The sequence below is a fragment of the Acetobacter oeni genome, assembly GCF_011516825.1.
GTDB classification, from domain to species: domain Bacteria; phylum Pseudomonadota; class Alphaproteobacteria; order Acetobacterales; family Acetobacteraceae; genus Acetobacter; species Acetobacter oeni.
The window spans coordinates 72,599-93,967 of record NZ_WOTA01000002.1 but is presented as its reverse complement, the minus strand read 5'-3'; the positions used below and the strand labels follow the sequence as shown (position 1 = coordinate 93,967).

The 21,369-nt window shown below is 58.6% G+C and carries 17 protein-coding genes and 2 tRNA genes; 8 read left to right on the top strand and 11 right to left on the bottom strand.

The window, feature by feature from the left end; translation table 11 throughout:
• Positions 1–118: 118 nt before the first annotated feature.
• From GOB90_RS01730 to GOB90_RS01695, 8 genes are all read right to left on the bottom strand, one after another.
• Positions 119–193: transfer RNA gene (locus GOB90_RS01730), tRNA-Val, on the bottom strand.
• 168 nt (positions 194–361) lie between these two features.
• Positions 362–646, bottom strand: a complete 285-nt coding sequence (locus GOB90_RS01725) for an HU family DNA-binding protein (protein WP_146886892.1) — start codon at positions 644–646, stop codon at positions 362–364.
• Between the two features lie 152 nt (positions 647–798).
• Positions 799–3,312 (bottom strand): endopeptidase La, encoded by a 2,514-nt coding sequence (lon, locus tag GOB90_RS01720; protein WP_146886894.1) that lies wholly within the window; start codon positions 3,310–3,312, stop codon positions 799–801.
• A 238-nt stretch (positions 3,313–3,550) separates the two neighbouring features.
• Positions 3,551–4,816 (bottom strand): ATP-dependent Clp protease ATP-binding subunit ClpX, encoded by a 1,266-nt coding sequence (gene clpX / locus GOB90_RS01715; protein WP_146886896.1) that lies wholly within the window; start codon positions 4,814–4,816, stop codon positions 3,551–3,553.
• Positions 4,817–4,959: 143 nt separating this feature from the next.
• On the bottom strand, positions 4,960–5,598 hold the full coding sequence (gene clpP / locus GOB90_RS01710) for an ATP-dependent Clp endopeptidase proteolytic subunit ClpP (protein WP_146886899.1): 639 nt from the start codon (positions 5,596–5,598) through the stop codon (positions 4,960–4,962).
• 267 nt (positions 5,599–5,865) lie between these two features.
• Positions 5,866–7,197 (bottom strand): trigger factor, encoded by a 1,332-nt coding sequence (tig, locus tag GOB90_RS01705; protein WP_146886901.1) that lies wholly within the window; start codon positions 7,195–7,197, stop codon positions 5,866–5,868.
• Positions 7,198–7,318: 121 nt separating this feature from the next.
• A tRNA-Leu gene (locus tag GOB90_RS01700) sits at positions 7,319–7,403 on the bottom strand.
• 115 nt (positions 7,404–7,518) lie between these two features.
• On the bottom strand, positions 7,519–8,961 hold the full coding sequence (locus GOB90_RS01695) for an NAD(P)H-hydrate dehydratase (protein WP_173571879.1): 1,443 nt from the start codon (positions 8,959–8,961) through the stop codon (positions 7,519–7,521).
• Between the two features lie 172 nt (positions 8,962–9,133).
• On the opposite strand from GOB90_RS01695, the gene GOB90_RS01690 reads away from it, so the two are divergent.
• The 3 genes from GOB90_RS01690 (at position 9,134) to GOB90_RS01680 (ending at position 13,313) form a co-directional block, all read left to right on the top strand.
• Positions 9,134–9,583 (top strand): hypothetical protein, encoded by a 450-nt coding sequence (locus GOB90_RS01690; protein WP_146890160.1) that lies wholly within the window; start codon positions 9,134–9,136, stop codon positions 9,581–9,583.
• A gap of 405 nt (positions 9,584–9,988) precedes the next feature.
• A complete protein-coding gene (locus GOB90_RS01685) occupies positions 9,989–11,974 on the top strand; it encodes a DEAD/DEAH box helicase (RefSeq protein WP_408737223.1) in 1,986 nt (661 codons plus the stop codon).
• Complete coding sequence (locus tag GOB90_RS01680; protein WP_146890157.1) at positions 11,958–13,313, top strand: class I SAM-dependent RNA methyltransferase; 1,356 nt, start codon at positions 11,958–11,960, stop codon at positions 13,311–13,313. Before GOB90_RS01685 ends, GOB90_RS01680 begins: the two co-directional genes overlap by 17 nt.
• Positions 13,314–13,363: 50 nt before the next feature.
• Here GOB90_RS01680 and GOB90_RS01675 read toward each other — a convergent pair whose 3' ends face one another.
• A complete protein-coding gene (locus tag GOB90_RS01675; protein ID WP_338077391.1) occupies positions 13,364–13,993 on the bottom strand; it encodes an endonuclease/exonuclease/phosphatase family protein in 630 nt (209 codons plus the stop codon).
• Positions 13,994–14,073: 80 nt separating this feature from the next.
• Entirely contained in the window at positions 14,074–15,141 is a 1,068-nt protein-coding gene (locus GOB90_RS01670; RefSeq protein ID WP_146890154.1) for an AI-2E family transporter, read from the bottom strand.
• Positions 15,142–15,403: 262 nt separating this feature from the next.
• Here GOB90_RS01670 and GOB90_RS01665 point away from each other — a divergent pair, with 262 nt between their 5' ends.
• The 4 genes from GOB90_RS01665 to GOB90_RS01650 all read left to right on the top strand — a co-directional run bounded on the left by GOB90_RS01665 (position 15,404) and on the right by GOB90_RS01650 (position 19,551).
• The gene (locus tag GOB90_RS01665; RefSeq protein ID WP_173571878.1) at positions 15,404–16,276 is read left to right on the top strand and encodes a helix-turn-helix domain-containing protein; all 873 of its coding nucleotides are present in this window, start codon (positions 15,404–15,406) and stop codon (positions 16,274–16,276) included.
• Between the two features lie 54 nt (positions 16,277–16,330).
• On the top strand, positions 16,331–17,185 hold the full coding sequence (locus tag GOB90_RS01660) for a sulfurtransferase (RefSeq protein ID WP_146890184.1): 855 nt from the start codon (positions 16,331–16,333) through the stop codon (positions 17,183–17,185).
• 19 nt (positions 17,186–17,204) lie between these two features.
• A complete protein-coding gene (gene metC, locus GOB90_RS01655; RefSeq protein WP_146890181.1) occupies positions 17,205–18,419 on the top strand; it encodes a cystathionine beta-lyase in 1,215 nt (404 codons plus the stop codon).
• 202 nt (positions 18,420–18,621) lie between these two features.
• Complete coding sequence (locus GOB90_RS01650) at positions 18,622–19,551, top strand: hypothetical protein (protein WP_146890151.1); 930 nt, start codon at positions 18,622–18,624, stop codon at positions 19,549–19,551.
• A gap of 203 nt (positions 19,552–19,754) precedes the next feature.
• Here GOB90_RS01650 and GOB90_RS01645 read toward each other — a convergent pair whose 3' ends face one another.
• Positions 19,755–20,105 (bottom strand): RidA family protein, encoded by a 351-nt coding sequence (locus tag GOB90_RS01645; RefSeq protein WP_146890148.1) that lies wholly within the window; start codon positions 20,103–20,105, stop codon positions 19,755–19,757.
• Positions 20,106–20,363: 258 nt separating this feature from the next.
• On the opposite strand from GOB90_RS01645, the gene acuI reads away from it, so the two are divergent.
• Complete coding sequence (gene acuI, locus GOB90_RS01640; protein ID WP_146890145.1) at positions 20,364–21,344, top strand: acrylyl-CoA reductase (NADPH); 981 nt, start codon at positions 20,364–20,366, stop codon at positions 21,342–21,344.
• Positions 21,345–21,369: the final 25 nt, after the last annotated feature.

Below are 21,369 nucleotides of genomic sequence, written 5' to 3'. Positions count from 1 at the left end.
ATTCTGGTCACGTGACGATCAGGAGCAAAAAACTATTTATCCCAGAAGTCTATAACTCTTACAGACGCACATCGTCGTATAGAAAAGAGTTAAAAATACGATCAGTATTATCGGGGAATGGTGGGCGATGACGGGATCGAACCGCCGACCCTCTCGGTGTAAACGAGATGCTCTACCGCTAAGCTAATCGCCCGTCGCGCTGCTTAAACAAATCCGGACAATCAATCAACCGTCTTCCGCATATAATTCAGACTTCATTCCTTGCGGGAAAGCAGATGAGCGGATCATTTACCCTGCTGCGCAAAAAAAAACGGGCAAGACAGAAACCTGCCTTGCCCGCCTGTATCTGAAAAAATCCGTCTTAGTTAACGGCGTCTTTCAGTGTCTTTCCAGGCTTGAACCGGACAGAGGTCGAAGCCGGGATATCAATCTCTTCACCGGTGCGCGGGTTACGGCCCTTGGTCGCCTTACGGTGCGCAGTCACGAACGAACCAAATCCAACGAGACGGACTTCCTGCTTCTGCTTCAGAGCCTTCTCGATCGCAGCAAAAACGGCATCCACCACTTCGCCAGCTTTCGCTTTCGGCAGGTCAACTTCGTCAGCAATGATTGTGACGAGTTCCTGCTTATTAAGCGGCTTATCCATACATACGCCTTTCTCTGTTCAGGTCCCTGTCGCCACCTGACGTCGCGACGGACATTCCGCGGCGCACTATGAAGCCGTTTTCCGCCACGTCAACCGACTCAGGCCTCCGAAAGCAGGCAATTTTTCCCGCTTCCGGCGCCTTTTCCTGTTGATCAGTGCGCGACAGCAACAGGCGTGCCCGATGCCGCGATCGGCGTCATCGACTCGGACTCTTCTTCCCATTCAATCGGCACGGGAAGCCGGACAAGCGCACGATCAATCACTTCGTCGACGTGAGAAACCGGAACGAGTTCGAGATTTTTCTTCACTGCATCAGGAAGCTCTGCAATGTCCTTCTCGTTATCCTTCGGAAGGAACACTGTTTTGATCCCTGCCCGCATCGCGGCAAGCAGCTTTTCCTTCAGGCCGCCGATCGGCAGCACACGACCACGAAGCGTAATCTCACCTGTCATGGCGACGTCGCGCCGCACCGGAATGCCGGTCAGCACGCTGACCAGCGATGTCGCCATCGCAATACCGGCCGACGGGCCATCCTTTGGAGTCGCGCCTTCCGGCACATGCACATGGATATCCCGTTTTTCAAACAGGGTTGGCTTGATGCCGAACCGGGTAGCCCGGCTGCGAACGTAGGACAGCGCGGCGGACACGCTTTCCTGCATCACGTCACCCAGTTTGCCGGTCTGTTTAACGGCGCCCTTGCCTGGCACCATGACGCTTTCAATCGTCAGAATCTCACCGCCAACCTCGGTCCAGGCCAGGCCGGTCACAACTCCGACCATATCCACGGCCTCGGTCTCTCCATGAGAGAACCGTTTCACGCCGGCGAATTTTCCGAGATTTTTCACCGTGATCGCGACTTTTTTCGCCTTCCCGGTCACGATTTCCTTCACGACTTTACGGGCCAGCCTGGCAATCTCCCGCTCAAGGCTGCGGACGCCCGCCTCCCTTGTGTAAGAGCGGATCAGCTCCAGCAGAGCGTCATCGGAGATAGACCATTCATCCGGCTTCAGATTATGGGCTTCGCTTTGCTTGGCAATCAGGTGCCGGCGCGCAATGTTCACCTTCTCGTCTTCGGTATAACCGGAGAGACGGATGATCTCCATGCGATCAAGCAGGGGCTGCGGCATATTCAGGCTGTTGGCCGTGGTCACGAACAGCACATCCGAGAGGTCGTAATCGACTTCCAGATAATGATCCGCGAATGTTGAATTCTGCTCCGGATCGAGCACTTCCAGCAGGGCAGAGGACGGATCGCCGCGCCAGTCCGCGCCCAGCTTGTCGATTTCATCCAGCAGGAAAAGCGGGTTCGAAACTTTCGCTTTCTTCATTCCCTGAATGATCTTGCCCGGCATGGAACCGATATAGGTCCGCCTGTGTCCGCGGATTTCGGATTCGTCGCGCACGCCTCCAAGCGACATCCGCACGTAATGACGCCCGGTTGCCTTGGCGATCGAGCGTGCCAGCGTCGTTTTACCGACGCCCGGCGGCCCGACGAGACACAGAATCGGCCCTTTCAGCTTCTGGGAGCGGGTCTGTACGGCCAGATACTCAAGGATACGCTCCTTGACCTTCTCCAGCGCATAGTGATCCTCATCCAGAACCTTCTCGGCTTCCGCGAGATCGTTCTTAACTTTTGTCCGCTTCTTCCAGGGGACGCCAAGCAGCCAGTCGAGATAATTCCTGACGACGGTCGACTCGGCGGACATCGGGCTCATGGCACGCAGCTTTTTGAGCTCCGCCATCGCCTTCTCGCGCGCTTCTTTGCTCAGTTTTGTTTTGGCGATCTTCTCTTCGAGTTCGGCTGTCTCGTCCTTGCCGTCCTCGCCCTCACCAAGTTCTTTCTGAATCGCCTTGAGCTGCTCGTTCAGATAGTACTCGCGCTGCGTCTTCTCCATCTGCCGCTTCACGCGGTTCCGGATGCGTTTCTCCACCTGAAGGACGCCGATCTCGGCCTCCATATGAGCAAGAATTTTCTCCAGCTGTTTCGTGACGGACGGCAGCTCAAGAATATCCTGCTTCTCGGAGATTTTCAGATTCAGGTGGCTGGCCACTGTATCGGCCAGTTTCGAGAGATCGCTGATCTGGTTCAGCGAGACCATCACCTCGGCGGCAATTTTCTTGTTCAGTTTGATATATTGCTCAAACTGACCGACCACGGCCCGTGCGAGCGCTTCGGTTTCTTCGTTTGCGGTCGTCTCCTCGACCACCGGCTCAATCTCAGCCTCGAAATGGCCGTCCACCTCCAGCAGCTTTGTCACACGTGCCCGACGGTTGCCTTCCACCAGCACCTTAACCGTGCCGTCGGGAAGCTTCAGAAGCTGGAGGATGGTAGAGATTGTGCCAAAACGATAAACATCGTCCGGTCCCGGATCGTCCTGTGCGGCGTCTTTCTGAGCAAGCAGCAGAATATGCTTGTCATCTTTGGTCACGGATTCCAGAGCCCGCACCGATTTTTCGCGACCGACAAAAAGCGGAACGATCATGTGCGGGAACACAACGATATCCCGCAGAGGCAGGACGGCAACGCGATCCGAAGACGGGACTTCAGCGACAGCAGTTACTGAATCCGCAGGGCCAGCCTTCTCAACGTCTGCCGTGACCGGAGCGGCCTCAGCTTTGGACGCGCGCTTGCGGCGGGGAGCCGATGTTTTCTTCTTTTCTGTCATGAAATAGGCGACCTCCTGAATGGACGATCCTGCGATGCGCATCCGATGACGGCACACTCATCGCGATCCTGCCTGTCTGGCAGACGCAGACCGGACCCGACACAGAATGTCAGGCCCGACTCTCGCGTATGATGATTAATATCGGGATGATTTCCGGCCCCGCAAGAGCCGATCACCAACATGAGAGAGTCCCCTGCGGGACCCTCGCTATGCTGGCGGACGGGGTGGTTGCAGACCGTCAGGCGGATTGCTCCGCCGGGATTTCTTTTGCCTTGCCGTAAACATAAACAGGTGCCGCTTTGCCTTCCGCGACGTCCTTATTGACCACGACCTCGTCGACGTTATCGAGACCTGGCAGGTCAAACATGGTGGACAGCAGGATGCTTTCCATAATGGAGCGCAGCCCGCGGGCACCGGTCTTACGCTCTATGGCACGATGCGCGATTGCTTTCAGCGCGTCGTCCGTAAAGGTCAGCCTGACGCCTTCGATCTGGAACAGTTTGGCATACTGTTTTACCAGCGCGTTCTTTGGTTCGGACAGAATCTGTACCAGCGCCGCTTCATCCAGATCATTCAGTGTGGCCACCACCGGCAAACGACCGATGAACTCCGGAATCAGACCGAACTTCATCAGATCTTCCGGTTCGACGCCGCGCAGAACCGCGCCGGTGCGCCGGTCTTCGGGCGCCTGAACATCTGCCCCGAAACCGATCCCTGATCCCTTACCCCGGGCCGAGATGATTTTATCCAGACCGGCAAAGGCGCCACCACAGATAAAGAGCATGTTTGTGGTATCGACCTGGAGGAACTCCTGCTGAGGATGTTTACGTCCTCCCTGTGGCGGAACAGAGGCGACCGTTCCTTCCATCAGTTTCAGCAGGGCCTGCTGGACGCCTTCACCACTGACGTCACGGGTAATTGACGGGTTATCGGATTTACGGGAAATCTTGTCGATCTCATCGATGTAAACGATACCGCGCTGTGCCCGTTCCACGTTATAATCCGCGGCCTGGAGCAGCTTCAGGATGATGTTTTCAACATCCTCGCCCACATACCCGGCTTCGGTCAGAGTGGTTGCATCGGCCATTGTGAACGGCACATCGATAATCCGCGCCAGTGTCTGGGCCAGCAGGGTTTTACCCGTGCCGGTCGGACCGAGCAGCAGAATGTTCGATTTGGCGATTTCGACATCGTTGTTTTTCTGTGCGTAAGCCAGACGCTTGTAATGGTTATGAACCGCGACGGCGAGGACCTTCTTCGCATCATCCTGCCCGATGACGTAATCATTCAGAACCGTGGCGATCTCTTTCGGCGTCGGGACACCGTCACGAGATTTCACAAGAGTCGTCTTGTGCTCCTCACGGATGATATCCATGCAGAGTTCAACACACTCATCGCAAATGAAGACAGTCGGTCCCGCAATCAGTTTACGGACCTCATGCTGCGACTTTCCGCAGAACGAGCAGTAAAGCGTGTTCTTGGAATCGCCGGACTTCGCGTTCATCTGCCGTCCCCTGACTTCGCCCTGACCGGGCCTCCCGGCTCAGAGCCGGACAATGTGAAAACCGTATCCATACCCAGAGCCCTCATCAAGCCATGGGGAGAAAACCGCGATACAGCACTATCTGCCATCACGTCTTATGTACCTTATGATTTTTCCGGCGACTGGGATGCGTGATTTTTAATCACCTCATCCACGATTCCGAACGACCTGGCCTCTTCCGCCGACATGTAGGAATCGCGCTCCAGCGTCTGCTCGATATCTTCCAGCGACTGCCCCGTGTGCTCCCGGTAAATCTCATTAAGGCGCTTACGAATCGTCAGAATTTCCCGCGCCTGAATCTCGATATCGCTCGCCTGTCCCTGTGCGCCGCCGGAAGGCTGGTGGACCATCACGCGCGCATTCGGCAGGGCGAAGCGTTTTCCGGCCGCGCCGCCGGCGAGGAGAAGCGAGCCCATTGAAGCGGCCTGACCGATACAGACCGTGCTGACCGGACTACGGATGTACTGCATGGTGTCATAGATCGCGAGCCCCGCGGACACGACGCCACCCGGACTGTTGATGTAGAACGAAATTTCTTTCGTCGGGTTCACGCTCTCCAGATAAAGGAGCTGCGCGGAGATGACTGATGCCACCTGATCGTAGACAGGGCCTGTCAGAAAGATGATGCGCTCCTGCAGCAGACGCGAATAGATATCGAAGGCGCGCTCACCACGGGACGTCTGCTCGACCACCATGGGCACGAGCGCGTTATTGTAAATCTCGACAGGGTTCGAATCCCGCATCACACCATTCCCGACTTCTGTGCGCCACGTTTCAGCCCGGCTTCCGAATCGCAAAGCAGTTCTGTACTTCGCTTTCGGTGCACGTTCCGAAAAGAGGCCCGGTTTGTTTAAGATAGAGATAAACAGGGCCGGCGCCACCCCGTCCGACGAAAATCACCCGATCCGGAACGCGCCAGCCAGACATCAGCAAAAAAAACATGCGGCATTTTTCTCCTGAAGAAGAGAAAAATGCCGCACATCCGGACTCTCAGGAATGACGCCTCAGACTCAGACGTTGGCAGGCGGCATGTCAGCCAACTCTTCCGGTGTCACTTCCTTATCTTCTACTTTCGCCAACTCGATCAGATAATCGACGACCTTGTTTTCGAAGATCGGTCCACGCAGAGACTCGGCGGCCTGCGGATTCTTCATAAAGAAGTCGAATGCCGCCTGCTCCTGGCCACGATACCGCATGGCTTCCGAGCGAATGGCACGCGCCATCTCGTCCTGCGTAACGGTGATGCCCTTTGTCCGACCGATTTCAGCCAGCAGAAGGCCCAGCTTCACGCGGCGCTCGGCGATCTTACGGTAATCGGCCTTAAGCGTCTCTTCGTCCTTGCCTTTGTCCTCATCGTCGAGTTCGCCAGCTTTACGGTCGGCCTCGACGCGAGCCCAGATCTGCTCGAACTCGGCTTCGACCATGCTTTCCGGTGCCGGGAAATCAGTCTTTTTCGCCAGTTCGTCGAGAAGATCGCGCTTGATACGCAGACGTGAAAGCTGGTCGTATTCGTCGACGACCTGCTTTGTGATCACTTCACGGATCTTGTCGAGATTCTCGAATCCGATTTTCTTCGCCAGGTCGTCGTCAACAGCCACTTCAACGGGGCGCTTCAGTCCCTTTGCCGTGATGTCGAAGGTCGCAACTTTTCCGGCAAGCTCTTCAGCGCTGTAATCTTCCGGGAACGTGACCGATATCTGACGCTCTTCGCCCGGTTTGATGCCTTCGATCTGCTCGGCGAAACCGGGAATGAACCCTTCCCCGCCGATTTCAACATTCACATCCTGCGCCGTGCCGCCGTCAAACGGAACGCCATCGCGTTTTCCGACGAAATCAACGACGACAACATCGCCGTTTTCAGCCGGGCGGACTTCCTCGATCTCTGTGAACTCCCGCTGGCGCTTCGCGATATCGTTCAGAGCCTTATCGACTGTCTCCGCGTCCGGAGTCGCCTTCAGACGAACGAGGGACAGATCCGAAAGATCCGGCTCCGCGATCTCGGGCAGCACTTCCATCTCGACCTTGAATTCAAGGTCGCCCTTGCCATCTCCGCCGGAGACCAGATCGACCTTCGGCTGCTGCGCCGGGCGAAGACCACGCTCCTGCAGGAGGTCGCGCACGCCATCGGAGACAGCCTGCTCAAATACCTCACGCTTAACTGAATCGCCAAAACGCTGACGCACGATTGAGAGAGGCACCTTGCCGGGACGGAATCCCGGAAGGCTGGCGGAACCGCCGACTTCCTTAAGACGTGCCGTCTCCTTGCTCTCGAGTTCGGTCGACGGAACGACCACGGTGAAGGCGCGCTTCAGGCCCTCGGAAAGCGTCTCAGTAACCTGCATATGCCCAGGCCATCCTCTCGTACGAACTCGTCATAAAGACACAATGCGGCCCGACTGGCCGCAGAAAAACGGATCGGCAAAACAGTTCGGGATGCTGCCGTCGCCAGCGGCGCGAAGCCGATGGTACGGGCGAAGGGACTTGAACCCCCACAGCTTGCGCCACCAGAACCTAAATCTGGCGTGTCTACCAATTCCACCACGCCCGCGTGGTATCACAGCGCACCCCGGGTCGCCGAAGGCGCTCGCATTACCGCAGACTGCCGGTCTCGGCAAGCGCGGCGCCCCATTCTGCCGGAATCCCCGCACATTTGACTTCAGTTATCAGGAAGCCCGGGTTTTCTCCTGCTGCGCCGTCGCCGCATCCCTGGCTGCGCCCAGATGCGCATCAAGATCTTCCGCGATCAGCCAGTCACCGGCCCGCCGCCCGGCATCACCATGCAGCCACACACCGGCACAGGCGGCCTCCCAGTGATCCATCCCGGCAGCCAGCAGGGCGCCGATCACGCCTGACAGGGTGTCGCCCGAGCCGGCCGTGCCGAGGGCGGACGTCGCGTGGATATTGAGGGCCGCCCGACCGTCAGGCGCCGCGATGATCGTTGTCGCCCCTTTCAGCACGACGACCGCGTTAATCGCCGCAGCCGCAGCGCGGGCCGCCGCCACGGAGTCCGTGCCCGGCGCCCCGAAAACCCGTTTGAATTCGCCGGCATGCGGGGTGACGACGGCCACACCGCGCAGCCGGTCCGGTTTGCCGGCGGCCCAGGAGAAGGCGCCGGCATCCGCCAGTACACATCGTCCCGCTTCCAGCAATTTCGGCAGCATTTCACCCACTTCTTCGGGCAGCAGACCCGGGCCACAGATCCAGACTTTGCGCCGCTCGTCTTTGAGCAGCTCGTCCAGAGGCTGTTCGTCAATAATAAGGCCCGGTTCGTTGCTGCGGAAAATGGCGGCAGCCTTCCCCGCGGCGATCCGGACCAGCCCGGCGCCGGTCCGGCGGGCCGCTGTTGCCGCCAGCCGCGCGGCGCCTGGCATTGCCTCACCGGCGCCCAGGCTCACCACGCCGCGACTGTATTTTTGCGATTCCAGGCCCGGGACCGGCAGTTTCCACAGCCCCGGCTCATTTTGCCACGTACGCACATCAACGGCATCAATGACCGAAGCGGGTATCCCGATCGCCCGCACTTCGAAGGTGCCGACATATTCCCGCCCCGGCAACAGCAGGTGGCCCGGCTTCGCCCGAAAAAACGTAATGGTCAGGTCTGCTTTTCGTGCGTATCCCCGCACCTGCCCGTTACTCCCGTCGATGCCCGTAGGCATATCGATGGCAACGACGCGCGTTGCGGCGTCCAGCACTGACGAGACCGGCTCCCCCACATCCCGGCTGAGCCCGGCGCCGAAGACCGCGTCGATCACCAGATCCGCGCGTGCGGCCTCCTCTGGCACAAACGCGACACGCGGTCCGCGAAAGCGCGCGGCCACGGCGGCGGCATCCGAACCGGATCGGGGCGCCGCGAGAGCGGCAACTGAGACAGGCCAGCCTGCATCCGACAGGTGACGCGCCGCGACATATCCGTCACCGCCGTTATTTCCCGGTCCGCACAGGACCAGCACGCGGCAGGGGCGCGTGAAGCGCCGCACCGCGCGCGCCACCGCGCGTCCGGCGTTTTCCATGAGAACCGCGACCGGCACCGTAGCGGAGGCGAGATGATCGATCCTGCCCATCTCTTCCGGAGACGGCAGGGCGAGCAGGTTATGGCGATCAGGCATGCGACACTCCATTCCGACTGACATTCTGACTGCATCACTATTCTGTATGGCACCACAACATGTCGCACCCGGGACAGGAAAGGTATGTGAGCGGGCGATAACAGATGCTTGCGTTCGCCGACCGAATTAGCGATCAACCTGGCATCATTTGTCGTCGCTGCCAGGAGTCATCATGCCTCATATCCTCTGGAGTCTTATTCTGGCCCTGCATATCGGGGGAATGGCAATCTGGGTCGGCGGCGCCACCTATGCCGCTCTGATCCTGCGACCCAGCCTGACTCTGCTGGACAATGCCCAGCGTAGCGCGGTCCATCTGCTGAGCCTGAAAAAATTTCTTCGCGTGGTCTGGCACGTGATGCCGATCGTGCTGATTACCGGCTGGCTGATGATTTTTCATGAGGGTGGGTTTGCGGTTATGCCCTGGACGACCAACGTGATGCAGCTTCTCGGTCTTGTCATGGCAGGTCTGTTCCTGCGTGTATTCTACGGTCCTTATCAGAAGGCCCGCCGCGCGATCCGCCCGCAGCCGGCCACCTTCGACTCCATCCGCACGCTTGTGCTTGGCGTGGCTGCCTGCGGCATGCTGACCATTCTGTGTGCCTCGCTCGGACACGGGTTCTGAGGCCGGCGACTCCGGCTTTCCCGGCATGATCGGGATTTTCATGAAACCATGTCCGGCGCCTGGCAGAATGCTTGATTTTTTAGTCAGGACGGCCTACCGACGGGCACCGGGTTTCCCCGTGTTTCAGCGCGCCTTCCGTCTTCAGGTTCCCGCCAAGCACAGGTGCCAGACCATCGCCTTTGTGCGTCCGACAAGTTTGAGAGCGATTTGAGCCCCAAAACGACTGATACATCTGAGAAAAAGCCGCGGAAACCCGCTGCGCGTCCTCGTACACGCAAAGCGGCCGAAGCCGTAGTTGCGGAAAATGTGGTGACTGAGGAGACGCCGAAGAAACCGGCGGCCACACCGCGAAAGCGCGCGGCCGCCAGCACGGCAAAGACAGCCGCGACGCCACGAAAGAAGGCCGTGACGGCAGAGCTTGCCGGAAGCGCCGTGTCTGAAAAGGCGCCCGTGGTGAAAGCTGCCGCCACCAAAGCCGCGGCACCTGGAAAAGCGGCAACGAAGAAGGCTGCGCCCAAAACACCGGCGAAGAAAGCAACACGTCCGAAAGCTGCCGGGACGGCTGAGGAAGCCGTGCAGGCTGCCGCACCCGAAGCTGCGGCATCGGAAGAGGCTCCGAAGCGGAAAGCGGCTTCGCCAAAGAGCAGGCCATCAAAAGCCGCATCTAAGTCTGCTTCTCCAGGCACCCGGACCGGGACGCGGAAGAAAAAACCCGAACCTGAGCAGCAACCGACTGCGGCTGCCGAAGGTAGCGCTGGTGGCGTTTCGGAAGTTTCCGACGCGCATCCGTTACATGTCACGGGCGCTCTTGATGTCCCCGCTGAAGTGACTCCGGTCGAACCGGTTGCTCTTGTGGAGACACAACCGGAGCCGGCTCCTCCTGCGAACGCTTCGGAGAAGACCGATGAGCCGGTTTTCACTGATCTTGGTCTCTCTGCGCCGATTTTGAAGGCGATTTCGGAGATGGGCTATGTTCATCCCACTCCTATTCAGGCTCAGGCTATTCCTGCCGTGTTGCGGGGACAGGATGTTCTTGGCGTTGCTCAGACGGGCACTGGCAAAACCGCTTCTTTCACCCTGCCCATGCTGGAGATCCTTTCGGGATCGCGTGCACGGGCGCGTATGCCACGTTCTCTGATTCTTGAGCCGACGCGCGAACTTGCGCTTCAGGTCGCGGAGAATTTCGTCAACTACGGCAAGCATCTCAAACTGAATCATGCGCTGCTGATTGGCGGTGAAAGCATGGCCGATCAGAAAGAGGTGCTGAATCGGGGCGTTGACGTTCTGATTGCGACGCCGGGACGTCTGATCGACCTGTTCGAGCGTGGCGGACTGTTGCTGAATCAGGCAAAGATTCTGGTCATCGATGAAGCCGACCGTATGCTCGATATGGGTTTTATCCCGGATATCGAGCGTATTGCCGGTCTGCTGCCGCGAACACGTCAGACGCTGTTTTTCTCCGCCACGATGGCACCGGAGATCAAACGTCTGGCAGACGCTTTCCTGCAATCGCCACGCGAGATCACGGTCAGCCGGCCTTCTACCGTTGCGACGACGATCGAGGCAGGTCTCGTCATTGTCGATGAACACGATAAACGCAGAACACTGCGTCATTTGCTGCGTGCGGAAAACGTGCAGAACGCGATTGTGTTCTGTAACCGCAAGCGCGATGTCGATATTCTGCTGAAGTCGCTTGTGAAGCACGGCTTCGAAGCCGGTGCACTGCATGGCGATCTGCCTCAGTCTGTCCGCTTTCAGACGCTGGAAAAGTTCAAATCCGGCGAACTGAAGATTCTGGTCTGCTCCGATGTTGCCGCGCGCGGCATTGATATCGGCGGTCTGTCGCACGTCTTTAACTTTGATCTGCCGTTCCACGCCGAGGATTACGTTCATCGTATCGGGCGCACCGGGCGTGCGGGCCGTAAGGGACGTGCTTACAGCCTGGCCACCCCCTATGAGCAAAAGCTTGCCGAAGCGATCGAGGCTCTGACCGGGGAGGCGATTCCGCGTCTGGATGTGGACGGAGTGAAGCAGCTTGACTGGTCCGATGAGGAACGGTCGAAAGACGGGCGCGGTCGGAAAAAACGTCGTGATGATCGTGGCAGGGAAAAACCTGCTCCGCAGCCCGTAAAAGAGAAAGAGCCGGCGGAGGCGCGTCATAAAACACCGGATGTGGTTCCGGTCGCGGCTCCTCCGGAAAAGAAGGCAGAACGCGAGAGCGCACCGCAGCAGCAGGATCGTCGCAGGGATCGTCGTCCACGCGGGTCGGAAATTCCCGATGCATCGGCGGAAAATGTCGTTGGATTTGGTGCCGATATGCCGGCTTTCATGTCGCTGCCGCGTCGTGTGCCTGTGCATGTTGACATGACTGAGGATGCGGCGGAGAGCTGAGCGGGGCAGACGCCCGGCACGGTCACGCCAGTCCACTGAGACGACCGGGCCCGATACGTCTTCATCCCTGCTCTTCGACGTAACGGCTTTAGGCGATGGGGGAGATGGTCTGGCGCGGCCATCCGATCCGGCTAATGGAACCAGCTTGGTTTTCATTCCGTTTACCGCTCCGGGTGATCGGGTGCTGGCGAGGCGCACAGGTCGTGACCGTGCTGTTTCTGAACAGGTCGTCATTCCGGCACCTGAGCGCGTTGAAGCGCCATGCGCTCTCTTTGGCCAGTGCGGTGGCTGTTCGCTTCAGCATATTTCGGCGCCCTGGACGCTCAACTGGAAAAAAGCCCGGCTGGAAGAGGGATTACGGAAAGCCGGTCTGTCTGTCATTCCGCCTGTCGAGACAATTCAGACTCTGCCCGGCATGCGCCGCAGAGCCGATTTTGCGCTCAGACGACAAAAAGACACCATTCTTATCGGTTTGCATCAGCGCGGAGGCGATCCCGTTGATCTGACCGGATGCCACCTGCTGCATCCGGATCTGATCGGTCTGCTCCCGCCTCTGCGGAACCTGCTTCTCAAAACGGATCTGCTGAAGCGGGAGGGAGATTTACTCATCAACCAGCTCGACTCCGGGCCTGATCTGCTGTTTTCGTCGGATGCCACTCCCACTACGGCGGACCGGTCCCGGCTGGCTGACTTTGCGAGACAATACGCCATTCCGCGCATTGCGTGGCAGCATGCCGGGGCGGCGGGTGAGCCTGAAATCCTCGTACAGACTGGCCCTGTCCGGATTCGTTTCGCTGACACTGACGTTGCACCTCCGCCCGGCGCTTTTCTCCAGGCCAGCCGGGATGGAGAACACGCCATTCAGGATGCGGTCATCAGAGCACTGCCCCGCATCCCCGGTCGAAAATCCCGCGTGATCGAGCTTTATGCCGGCTGCGGAACGCTGACTTTGCCGCTGGCTGAACATGTTCGTGCCGAGGCTTTTGAAGGTCATCCCGCTGCGGTGCGGTCTTTACAGCTGGCCGCAACCGGCAAACGCATTGAAGCAACTCTGCGTGATCTTAACCGGCAGCCGGTCGAGGCTTCGGATCTCGCGGGCGCGCTCGCAGTCGTTCTGGATCCGCCTTACAGCGGTGCCGGTCTTCAGATGACGCAAATCCTGGATGGGAAGCCGGATGTGCTCGTCTATGTGAGCTGCAATCCGAAAGTGCTTTTCAGGGACACGGCTTTACTGGTCGCTAACGGGTATCGGGCGGACACTGTCACACTGATCGATCAGTTTCTCTGGTCGGCCGAAATCGAAACGGTGTGCCGATTTTCACGCCCGCGCAGACGGTAAATCACAGATTTTCTCAGGGAAATTATTCCGCGGATAACGGGATGATGTCTTCAGGCCAGATCTCTGGCGGTTTTGAGCCAGACCATGATCGGCTGATGATCGGAGGCGAAGACCGGCAGAACGCGGGACTGTTCGCAGACCATACCTCTCACCAGACACCGGTCGATTCGGATCGGAACCAGATCTGCCATGCGGTGGGTGGGTTCACGCGGTCCCACATCAGCAAATCCGGGAACCAGTGTCGGGCCCACCAGATTGAAATCGCCGAGAATGGCGGCCGGTGCCGGTAACACGGCCGCAAGCCTGCGCAACTGACGACGATTCATGATCTGGCCATGAGACAGATGCACGTTTGCGATGGTCAGATTATCGAGATGAACGATCTGGGCGACCCGGCGCACCAGCGCTCCCGACGGGATCACGCAGGCGCGGGGTTTGCGGGCGAAGGGCGACGGAGTCCAGCAGGCCGGGCCGTGAATACGTCCCGGCAGGGGGGTTCTTGCGTAGTACCCGCCAACATGCTCCGTCAGCGCGTCCATCCCGACAGTCGCCTCCTGCATGAGCAGCAGATCCGGCTTTTCACGTTCGATCAGCTGAATCACATCCTCGATGCGAGCGCCGACACTATGCAGCAGATTCCAGCTCACGATCTTAACCGGTCTGGCATCGCCGGCTGTCACGGCGCTGCCGGACGCAGCACGCAGGAGTCGGGACCTGCGCAAAACCTTCGGCAGAAATCGGGATGTTTTCAGACCGCTTCTCACTCTGCCTGCTCCCTGTCCGGCGTTGTCAGAGCAGAAACGCTCCCTCCGGCGAACTCGACCGTCAGCGTGTATCCCACGGCAAGCAGGACCGGTCCGAGAAAGATTCCTAATCCGCCAAATTCCATAACACCGCCAATCACGCCGATGAGCGTCAGCAGGTAAGGCAACCGGGCACCGCGCGCAATGAACATGGGACGGATGATATGATCAGCGCCGGAAATCGCGATGACGCCGTAAAGCGCCAGGGCCAGACCGCGCCAGAGATGATGCGAGGCGACGAGCCATACAGCGGCCGGAATCCATATCAGCGGCGCACCGACTGGCATGACCGAAAACAATGACGCGATCGCACCGAACAGAACCGGCTCGGGAACACGCACAATGGCGAAGCCAACGCCTGTGAGGACGCCCTGGACAATGGCCGTGCCAAGCACGCCGTAAACGGTGCCCCGCACTGTTCCGCCGATAATTCTCACCATGCGGTCGGCGTGGCGTCCGGCAACACGCCTGATGAGCGCCACGAGTGTTCGACCCAGTGAATCACCGCTCATCCAGAAGAAAAATGCCAGAAAGAGCGCCATGACCAGATGCAGCCCGCCGCTGGCGGCCTGAACCAGAAGTGAAATCAGGGACTGTGCAATATCTCCGGCATAAGGCTGCACGCTCTGTCTGATGTGGCTGATGTCACTGGCGGCCTGGTTCCACCAGTGCACAAAATCCGGTCCGGCAAGAGGAATTTTTGCCACCCAGTCAGGAACCGGAGGCAGCCGGAGTTTCGGAAGCACGGAATCGGTCATCATGGTGATGACTTCCGGTGCATCGGCAACGCCTTTCGACGCAATCAGCACCACGGGCAGCAGAAAAACCACGGCACAGAGCACTGTCATACAGATGGCCGCCGTCACCGGTCGGACCCGGCGGCGTAACATCCTCAGGACCGGCCAGGTTACGAATGTAAGGATTCCGGCCCATAATATCGCGGACAGAAACGGAGCTGTGACAATCACGCATCCGTACGCAACGCCCAGGATCAGCAGACCCGTGATGATGCGTTCCGTATTCATGAGCTCCCTGACATTATGCATCGCCTCTGACTTGTTCCCCAATGTCCGGAGCGGGGTCACCTGCTGCAATTCATGGCTGTTATGTTTGTGCCGTATATGCCGGTCTCTGACCAGAGAATGAGCGTGTCTCATCGGGACGACCGGTGAAGCACAAAAAACGACAATAAGTGCTGATGATTCCTATTTGAGATACCTTTACAGTTGTGAGAATTAACGTATTATTGACGAATTATCCCTGTTCATATCCGGAGAACGACCAGACATGGCTGCTGTGACTATGCGTCTCAGCGAGATCGGACAGCAGCTCCGTGCTTTCCGTCTTGAATCGGGAATGCGTGCGGACGAAATAGCTGCCCGCCTCGGCGTATCGCGCGCTGCGCTCTATCGTTACGAAAAAGGTGAGGTTATTAAGCTGGATACTGTCCAGCGGCTTGCCGAGCTGCTGAAAGTTTCGCCTCTCACCCTTCTGGGGATCGGAGTCGAATATTACAGTCGCCCGCTTAGTTTTTTCGAACGTGCGCGCCAGGTAGAGGAAGAAGCGGATCAGATTCTGCAGATTGCAGACCCGGTCGCCTATCTCGTGACATCGCAGGATTATGACCGGCTGCTCTCGCGGGCCATTCTGGAGCAGACAGATGACGCGCAGCTCGCGGAACAGCATCTCGCTATCCTGACGGCCCGCAAGGAATGCTATCGCGTCCGCCGGCCGACAATGATCATCATGCTGAGCGAACCGACGATCGAGCGTTTTCTGACACGTGGCGTTGGCGAGGCCATTACGATGTCGGATGAACTTCGCATCGAAGCCCGGCGTATTGCGGCACAGGAAATCGAAAATATCATTGAAATGATTGAAGCAGAGCCGATCGGCCTGCAATTCAGTCTTCTCTCCGATATCGATAACACAACAAATTGTATGCTCATGCGCGGCCGGGAACGCATGATGCTCGCTATCAATCCGTTTCGCTGCGACACCAGCCCTTCGGCCACGACCGGCGTGTCGCTGGTGACAAGCGCTCCGGAAGCCGTCAACGCCCATCAGCGTGTCATCGAGGCGCTCTGGAGAGAATCCATAAAAGGGCGCTACGCGGCTGAACAGCTTCGCGGCCTGCTTGCACAGCACGCCATCAGGTGATTCACTCTGCCTCCCTGTAACCCGGTCCCGGATACAGGGAGGAGAATCATGACCATGTCTTCGCCGCTTATCTCTTCCCGGGAACTCATTGCCGCGCGTGCAACACGCGCCATCGTCGCACTTGATGCGACAGCAAAACTTCCCGGCGAGCAGACGGACCCGGAAAAAAAACTCCTTGAAACGCATCTTCCGGGCGCCCGTCGATTCGATATCGAATTATTTTCTGATCCGGAAAATCCGCTGCCTCATATGGCGCCTTCCGCGGCAGGATTCGCCCGACAGGCCGGGCGACTGGGACTGACGCGGGATACAGAGATCGTGTTTTACGATCAGGGAAATATCGCTTCCTCATGTCGGGCCTGGTGGCTTGCGCGGCTTTTCGGACATGAACGCGTTCGCATCCTTGATGGTGGCCTGCCGGCCTGGCGCAACGCCGGAGGTTCGGTTGAAGCAGGTGTTCCGGCTCCTGTTCCTGAAGCCCGTTACGAAACCCGTCTTAACACGCGCTTTCTGAAGGGTCTCGGAGATATGCTCGCGCTCTGTGCCGGAGGTGGCGAAACCGCTATCCTCGATGCCCGCTCACGCGGTCGTTTCGACGGGACAGCCCCTGAGCCACGTCCGGGTCTGTCCTCCGGACATATGCCGGGCGCTGCAAATCTGCCTTTTGGTGAGCTTCTGACAGAGGAACGGCTTTTCCTGCCTCCGGATGTCCTCAGACAGCGTTTCGCTAAAGCAGGTGTGCATGGCAACATGCCCCTTGTCGCGACATGCGGGTCCGGCATGACCGCGGCGGCGATCGTGTTCGGCGCGGAAATAGCAGGTCTTGGCCCTGCATCGCTTTATGACGGTTCCTGGGCTGAATGGGCTGCCATGCCAGGCGCTCCGATCGAAAAAACCAATCAGGCATAATCCGGCGGAGAACGGGATGATGACAGACGAAGACAAGGTCGCGGCAGGATGGGAAAGACTCAATTCTCTTCTCGTGCGGCTTGCCCGACCCGCCCCGCATGACGCGCCGTTCCGAAACACCGGGACACTGGTCAACATGCCTGTCACGCGCGGCTCGACCGTACTGTTTCCCGATCTCGATACCATGCGACGGGTTGGAAATGGTCGCTATGACCACATCGCGATTTATGGCGCGATGGGAACACCGGTGCAGCATGAGCTTGAACGCGCTGTCGCCGCCATTGAAAACGGTCGTGACACGCAGATTGTTTCATCGGGTCTGGCTGCCTGCACGACCGCGCTTCTTACATGGACCGCTTCCGGCGGGCACTGTCTGATTCCGGATTCCTGCTATGGACCGACACGCCGTTTCGCGGACACCATGCTTCGTCGTTTCGGAGTGGAGACGACCTATTACGATCCTCTGATTTCCGAAGCCGGGCTTCGCGCGCTTATGCGACCGGAGACGCAGGTTGTGTTCGCCGAAAGTCCGGGAAGCCATACATTTGAAATCCAGGATATTCCGATGCTTGCCCGCGTCGCCCACGCGCATAAGGCATGCCTTATTCTCGACAACACCTGGGGTTTCGGGATTTTCACACCGTTCGATCACGGCGTGGATGTCTCTGTTCAGGCGCTGACCAAATATGCAGGGGGGCATTCCGACGTTGTAATCGGCGCCATCACTGTCGCGAAAGAGGAAGAATGGCACCGTCTGCGTGATGCCGCGATTCAACTCGGACAACTCGCCGCTCCTGATGAATGCTGGCTGACCCTTCGGGGTCTGCGCACCATGGGCGTTCGTCTGGCACGCCAGGCCCGCACAGCCCTGATCGTCGCTAAATGGCTGGCCGATCGTCCGGAAGTGCGCCGCGTTCTGTTCCCGGCTCTTCCCGATGATCCGGGATATGCTCTCTGGCAGCGCGATTTTTCCGGAGCCGGGCCGCTGTTCAGTGTGGTCCTTCAGCCCTCATATTCTCGGGCGGCCATGGAAACGATGGTCAATTCCCTGTCACGTTTTGGAATCGGTGCTTCCTGGGGTGGCTTTGAAAGTCTTGTGCTGCCGACTACAGGCGGAGTCACGCGCTCACTGCCGGAGTGTCACGCTGACAGCCCGGCTTTTCGTCTTGGAATCGGGCTTGATGATCCTGCCGATCTTATTGCCGATCTTCAGCAGGGCCTGGCACGTCTCTGAGACACGACTGTTCGGAAAATACGACCCGGCATCACCAGTACACCGCATGAGACAGCTATTTCTGGACAGGCCCGCGCCGGGTTATTTCATCGTCCAGGAAATCAGTATTCATGCATCTTATCGCCGTCTGCGCGTCTCCTGACGCACAGAATGTTTTTATCGCCACTCTTGCGCCCGTTCCATCCGGCGTCCGGAACCGGACGTGATGAAAGCGGCACAGCTTCACGTTATCACCGCCCGCGCCAATCCTCTTCGCTGGACTGTTCCAGACAGGATTTATCGCGAGTGGGCTGAACATATTCTTGCCAGCGGTGCCTCGCTCACCGTTGTCGAATGTCAGTATGGTGATCGCCCGTTTACCTGCCAGATGCCGGGCGTCAATCACGTTGGCGTCCGGGCGCGCACACTGACATGGGTCAAGGAACGCTGCCTCAATATCGGTATCTCCAGCCTGCCTCAGGACTGGAAATATGTCGCATGGATCGACAGCGATATCTTTTTCCGCCAGCCGGACTGGGCCAGCGAAACGGTCGAGGCGCTCCAGCATTTCGATGTTATCCAGCCCTGGTCGGACTGTTACGATCTTGGCCCGACTGGCGAGCATATGTTCCTGCATCGTTCATTCTGTCGTTTGTGGATGGACAATGAGCCGATCCTGCAGGGACCACGCGCGCATCGTTCGCCCTATCGCTTTGCTCATCCCGGCTACGCCTGGGCGGCAACGCGGGGCGCCCTGGATCGCCTTGGCGGTCTGATTGATACGGCCATTCTCGGATCGGCCGATCATCATATGGCGCTGGCGCTGATCGACCGGGTCCGCGAAAGCTATCCTTCCAACGTGACAGAGGGTTACAAACGCCCGCTTCTGCGCTGGCAGGAGAGAGCCCGCCACCATATCGCGGGGAATATCGGTGCTCTGCCCGGAACGGTTGAACATCGTTTTCACGGTTCAAAGAGCGATCGTGCCTATCAGAGCCGGTGGGATGTTCTGACGCGCAACCACTTTGATCCGGAAACAGATCTGATTCGCAATATCTGGAGCGTGTGGGAGCTGGCGGGGAATAAGCCACGTCTTCGTCGGGAAATCGAACGCTATTTCCGCGCGCGAAACGAGGATGCGAACGTCTGTTAACAGACGGCAGCCTCAGTGAACCGGCCTCCGGGCTCTGCCGGGGTCATTCATTGAGGCTGCTCTGCCCCCGCCACGGGTCCGGGTTCTGTGGAATCCGTTTTATTAAGGGTCGCAGGGTGTGCAGCGCACTTTACCGGGTCCGGGCAAAACCGGATTCCGGAGCGGGAAGATACCGGGAGTGCCTTCGATGTCTGTCGCCCGGCTTATCTGATTGCCGCGATTCCGGTTATCTCGACCTTCCATGCCGGGTCGGCCAGTCTGGCCTCGACTGTCGCACGGGCCGGCTTGTTTGCAGTATCGAGCCATGCGTCCCATGCCCGGTTCATGGCTGCCATATCCGATATATCTGCCAGAAAAATCTGTACAGACAGCAGATTGCTTTTGCCGGTGCCGGCTTCAGCCAGCAACGCATCGATCTGCTTCAGGATATCCGCTGTCTGCCCCTCCGCATCCAGACTCGCATCGTCGGCAACCTGCCCGGCCAGATAGACAAGTCCGTTATGAACAGAAGCGCCGCTCAGACGTTCTTCAGGCAGTAAGCGTGTGATGGTCATGAAAAGACTCCGAGGATAAAAAAACCCAGAAACCGGGGGGTGCTCATGCGTCCCCGCTTATGCCTCCTGGCGCGGTAACGCACGAAAAACGGATTTCGGACAGCAATTAAACGCTGCTTCCGATATCGCACCACGCATCTGTGAAACGCTTCATGCGGTCTGACTCTGTCAGACCGATTGACGCTTTTCGTCGATATATCCGAGATTGCAGGAAGACAGAAAGCACTCCCGAAAACGCGGTATCAAGGAGCCTCTCATATGTTCGATGCGCTGCTGATCGAAAAAAACGGAGAAGGACAAACCGCATCGGTCCGACGGATCAGTGACGCGATGCTTCCCGAGGGCGACGTGCTCATTGATGTCGAGTGGTCCACGATCAATTATAAAGATGCTCTTGCCATTACGGGTAAAGGTCCGGTTGTCAGATCCTTTCCGATGGTTCCGGGCGTGGATCTGGCCGGAAAAGTCATCGGTTCGGAGTCCGGGCAGTTCAGACCCGGTGACAGGGTTCTGCTCAACGGCTGGGGTGTCGGAGAGAAACACTGGGGCGGTCTCGCCCGGCACGCGCGTGTCAGAAGCGCCTGGCTGACATCTGTTCCGTCTGCTTTCACCACGCGGGAAGCCATGAGTCTCGGGACGGCGGGATACACCGCCATGCTGTGCGTCATCGCGCTGGAAAATGCGAATGTGACTCCGGACAAAGGCCCTGTCCTGGTGACAGGGGCGTCGGGTGGCGTCGGGAGCATTGCTGTCATGCTGCTTGGCAGGCTGGGGTATACCGTTGTCGCCATGACCGGCCGGCCGGCAGAGACAGACTACCTCAAAAGCCTTGGAGCCGACGAGATTATCGACCGTGAGTTATTTACCCATAAAGGCAAACCACTCGAAAAGGCTCAATGGGCAGGGGCTGTTGATGTTGCCGGAGGACAGGTGCTGGCCAGTCTCTGTGCGGCCATTCTGCCTCTCGGCGCTGTTGCGGCCTGTGGTCTTGCCGGAGGGATGGATCTCCCTCTCACGGTCGCGCCCTTTATTCTGCGTGGTATCAGCCTGCTCGGTATCGACAGCACATCCTGTCCGCAGGCGGAACGGCAGGAGGCATGGCGCCGTCTGGCGGACCTGATTGATCCGAAAGAACTGGACTCTGTCGTCAGTGAGTGTTTGCTGTCGGACGCGGTTGCGGCGGCAAACGATCTGCTCGCAGGGAAGATGCACGGGCGGGTGATCGTCCGTATGCAATGACGCGGAATTCTTCACGGCTCCGCGC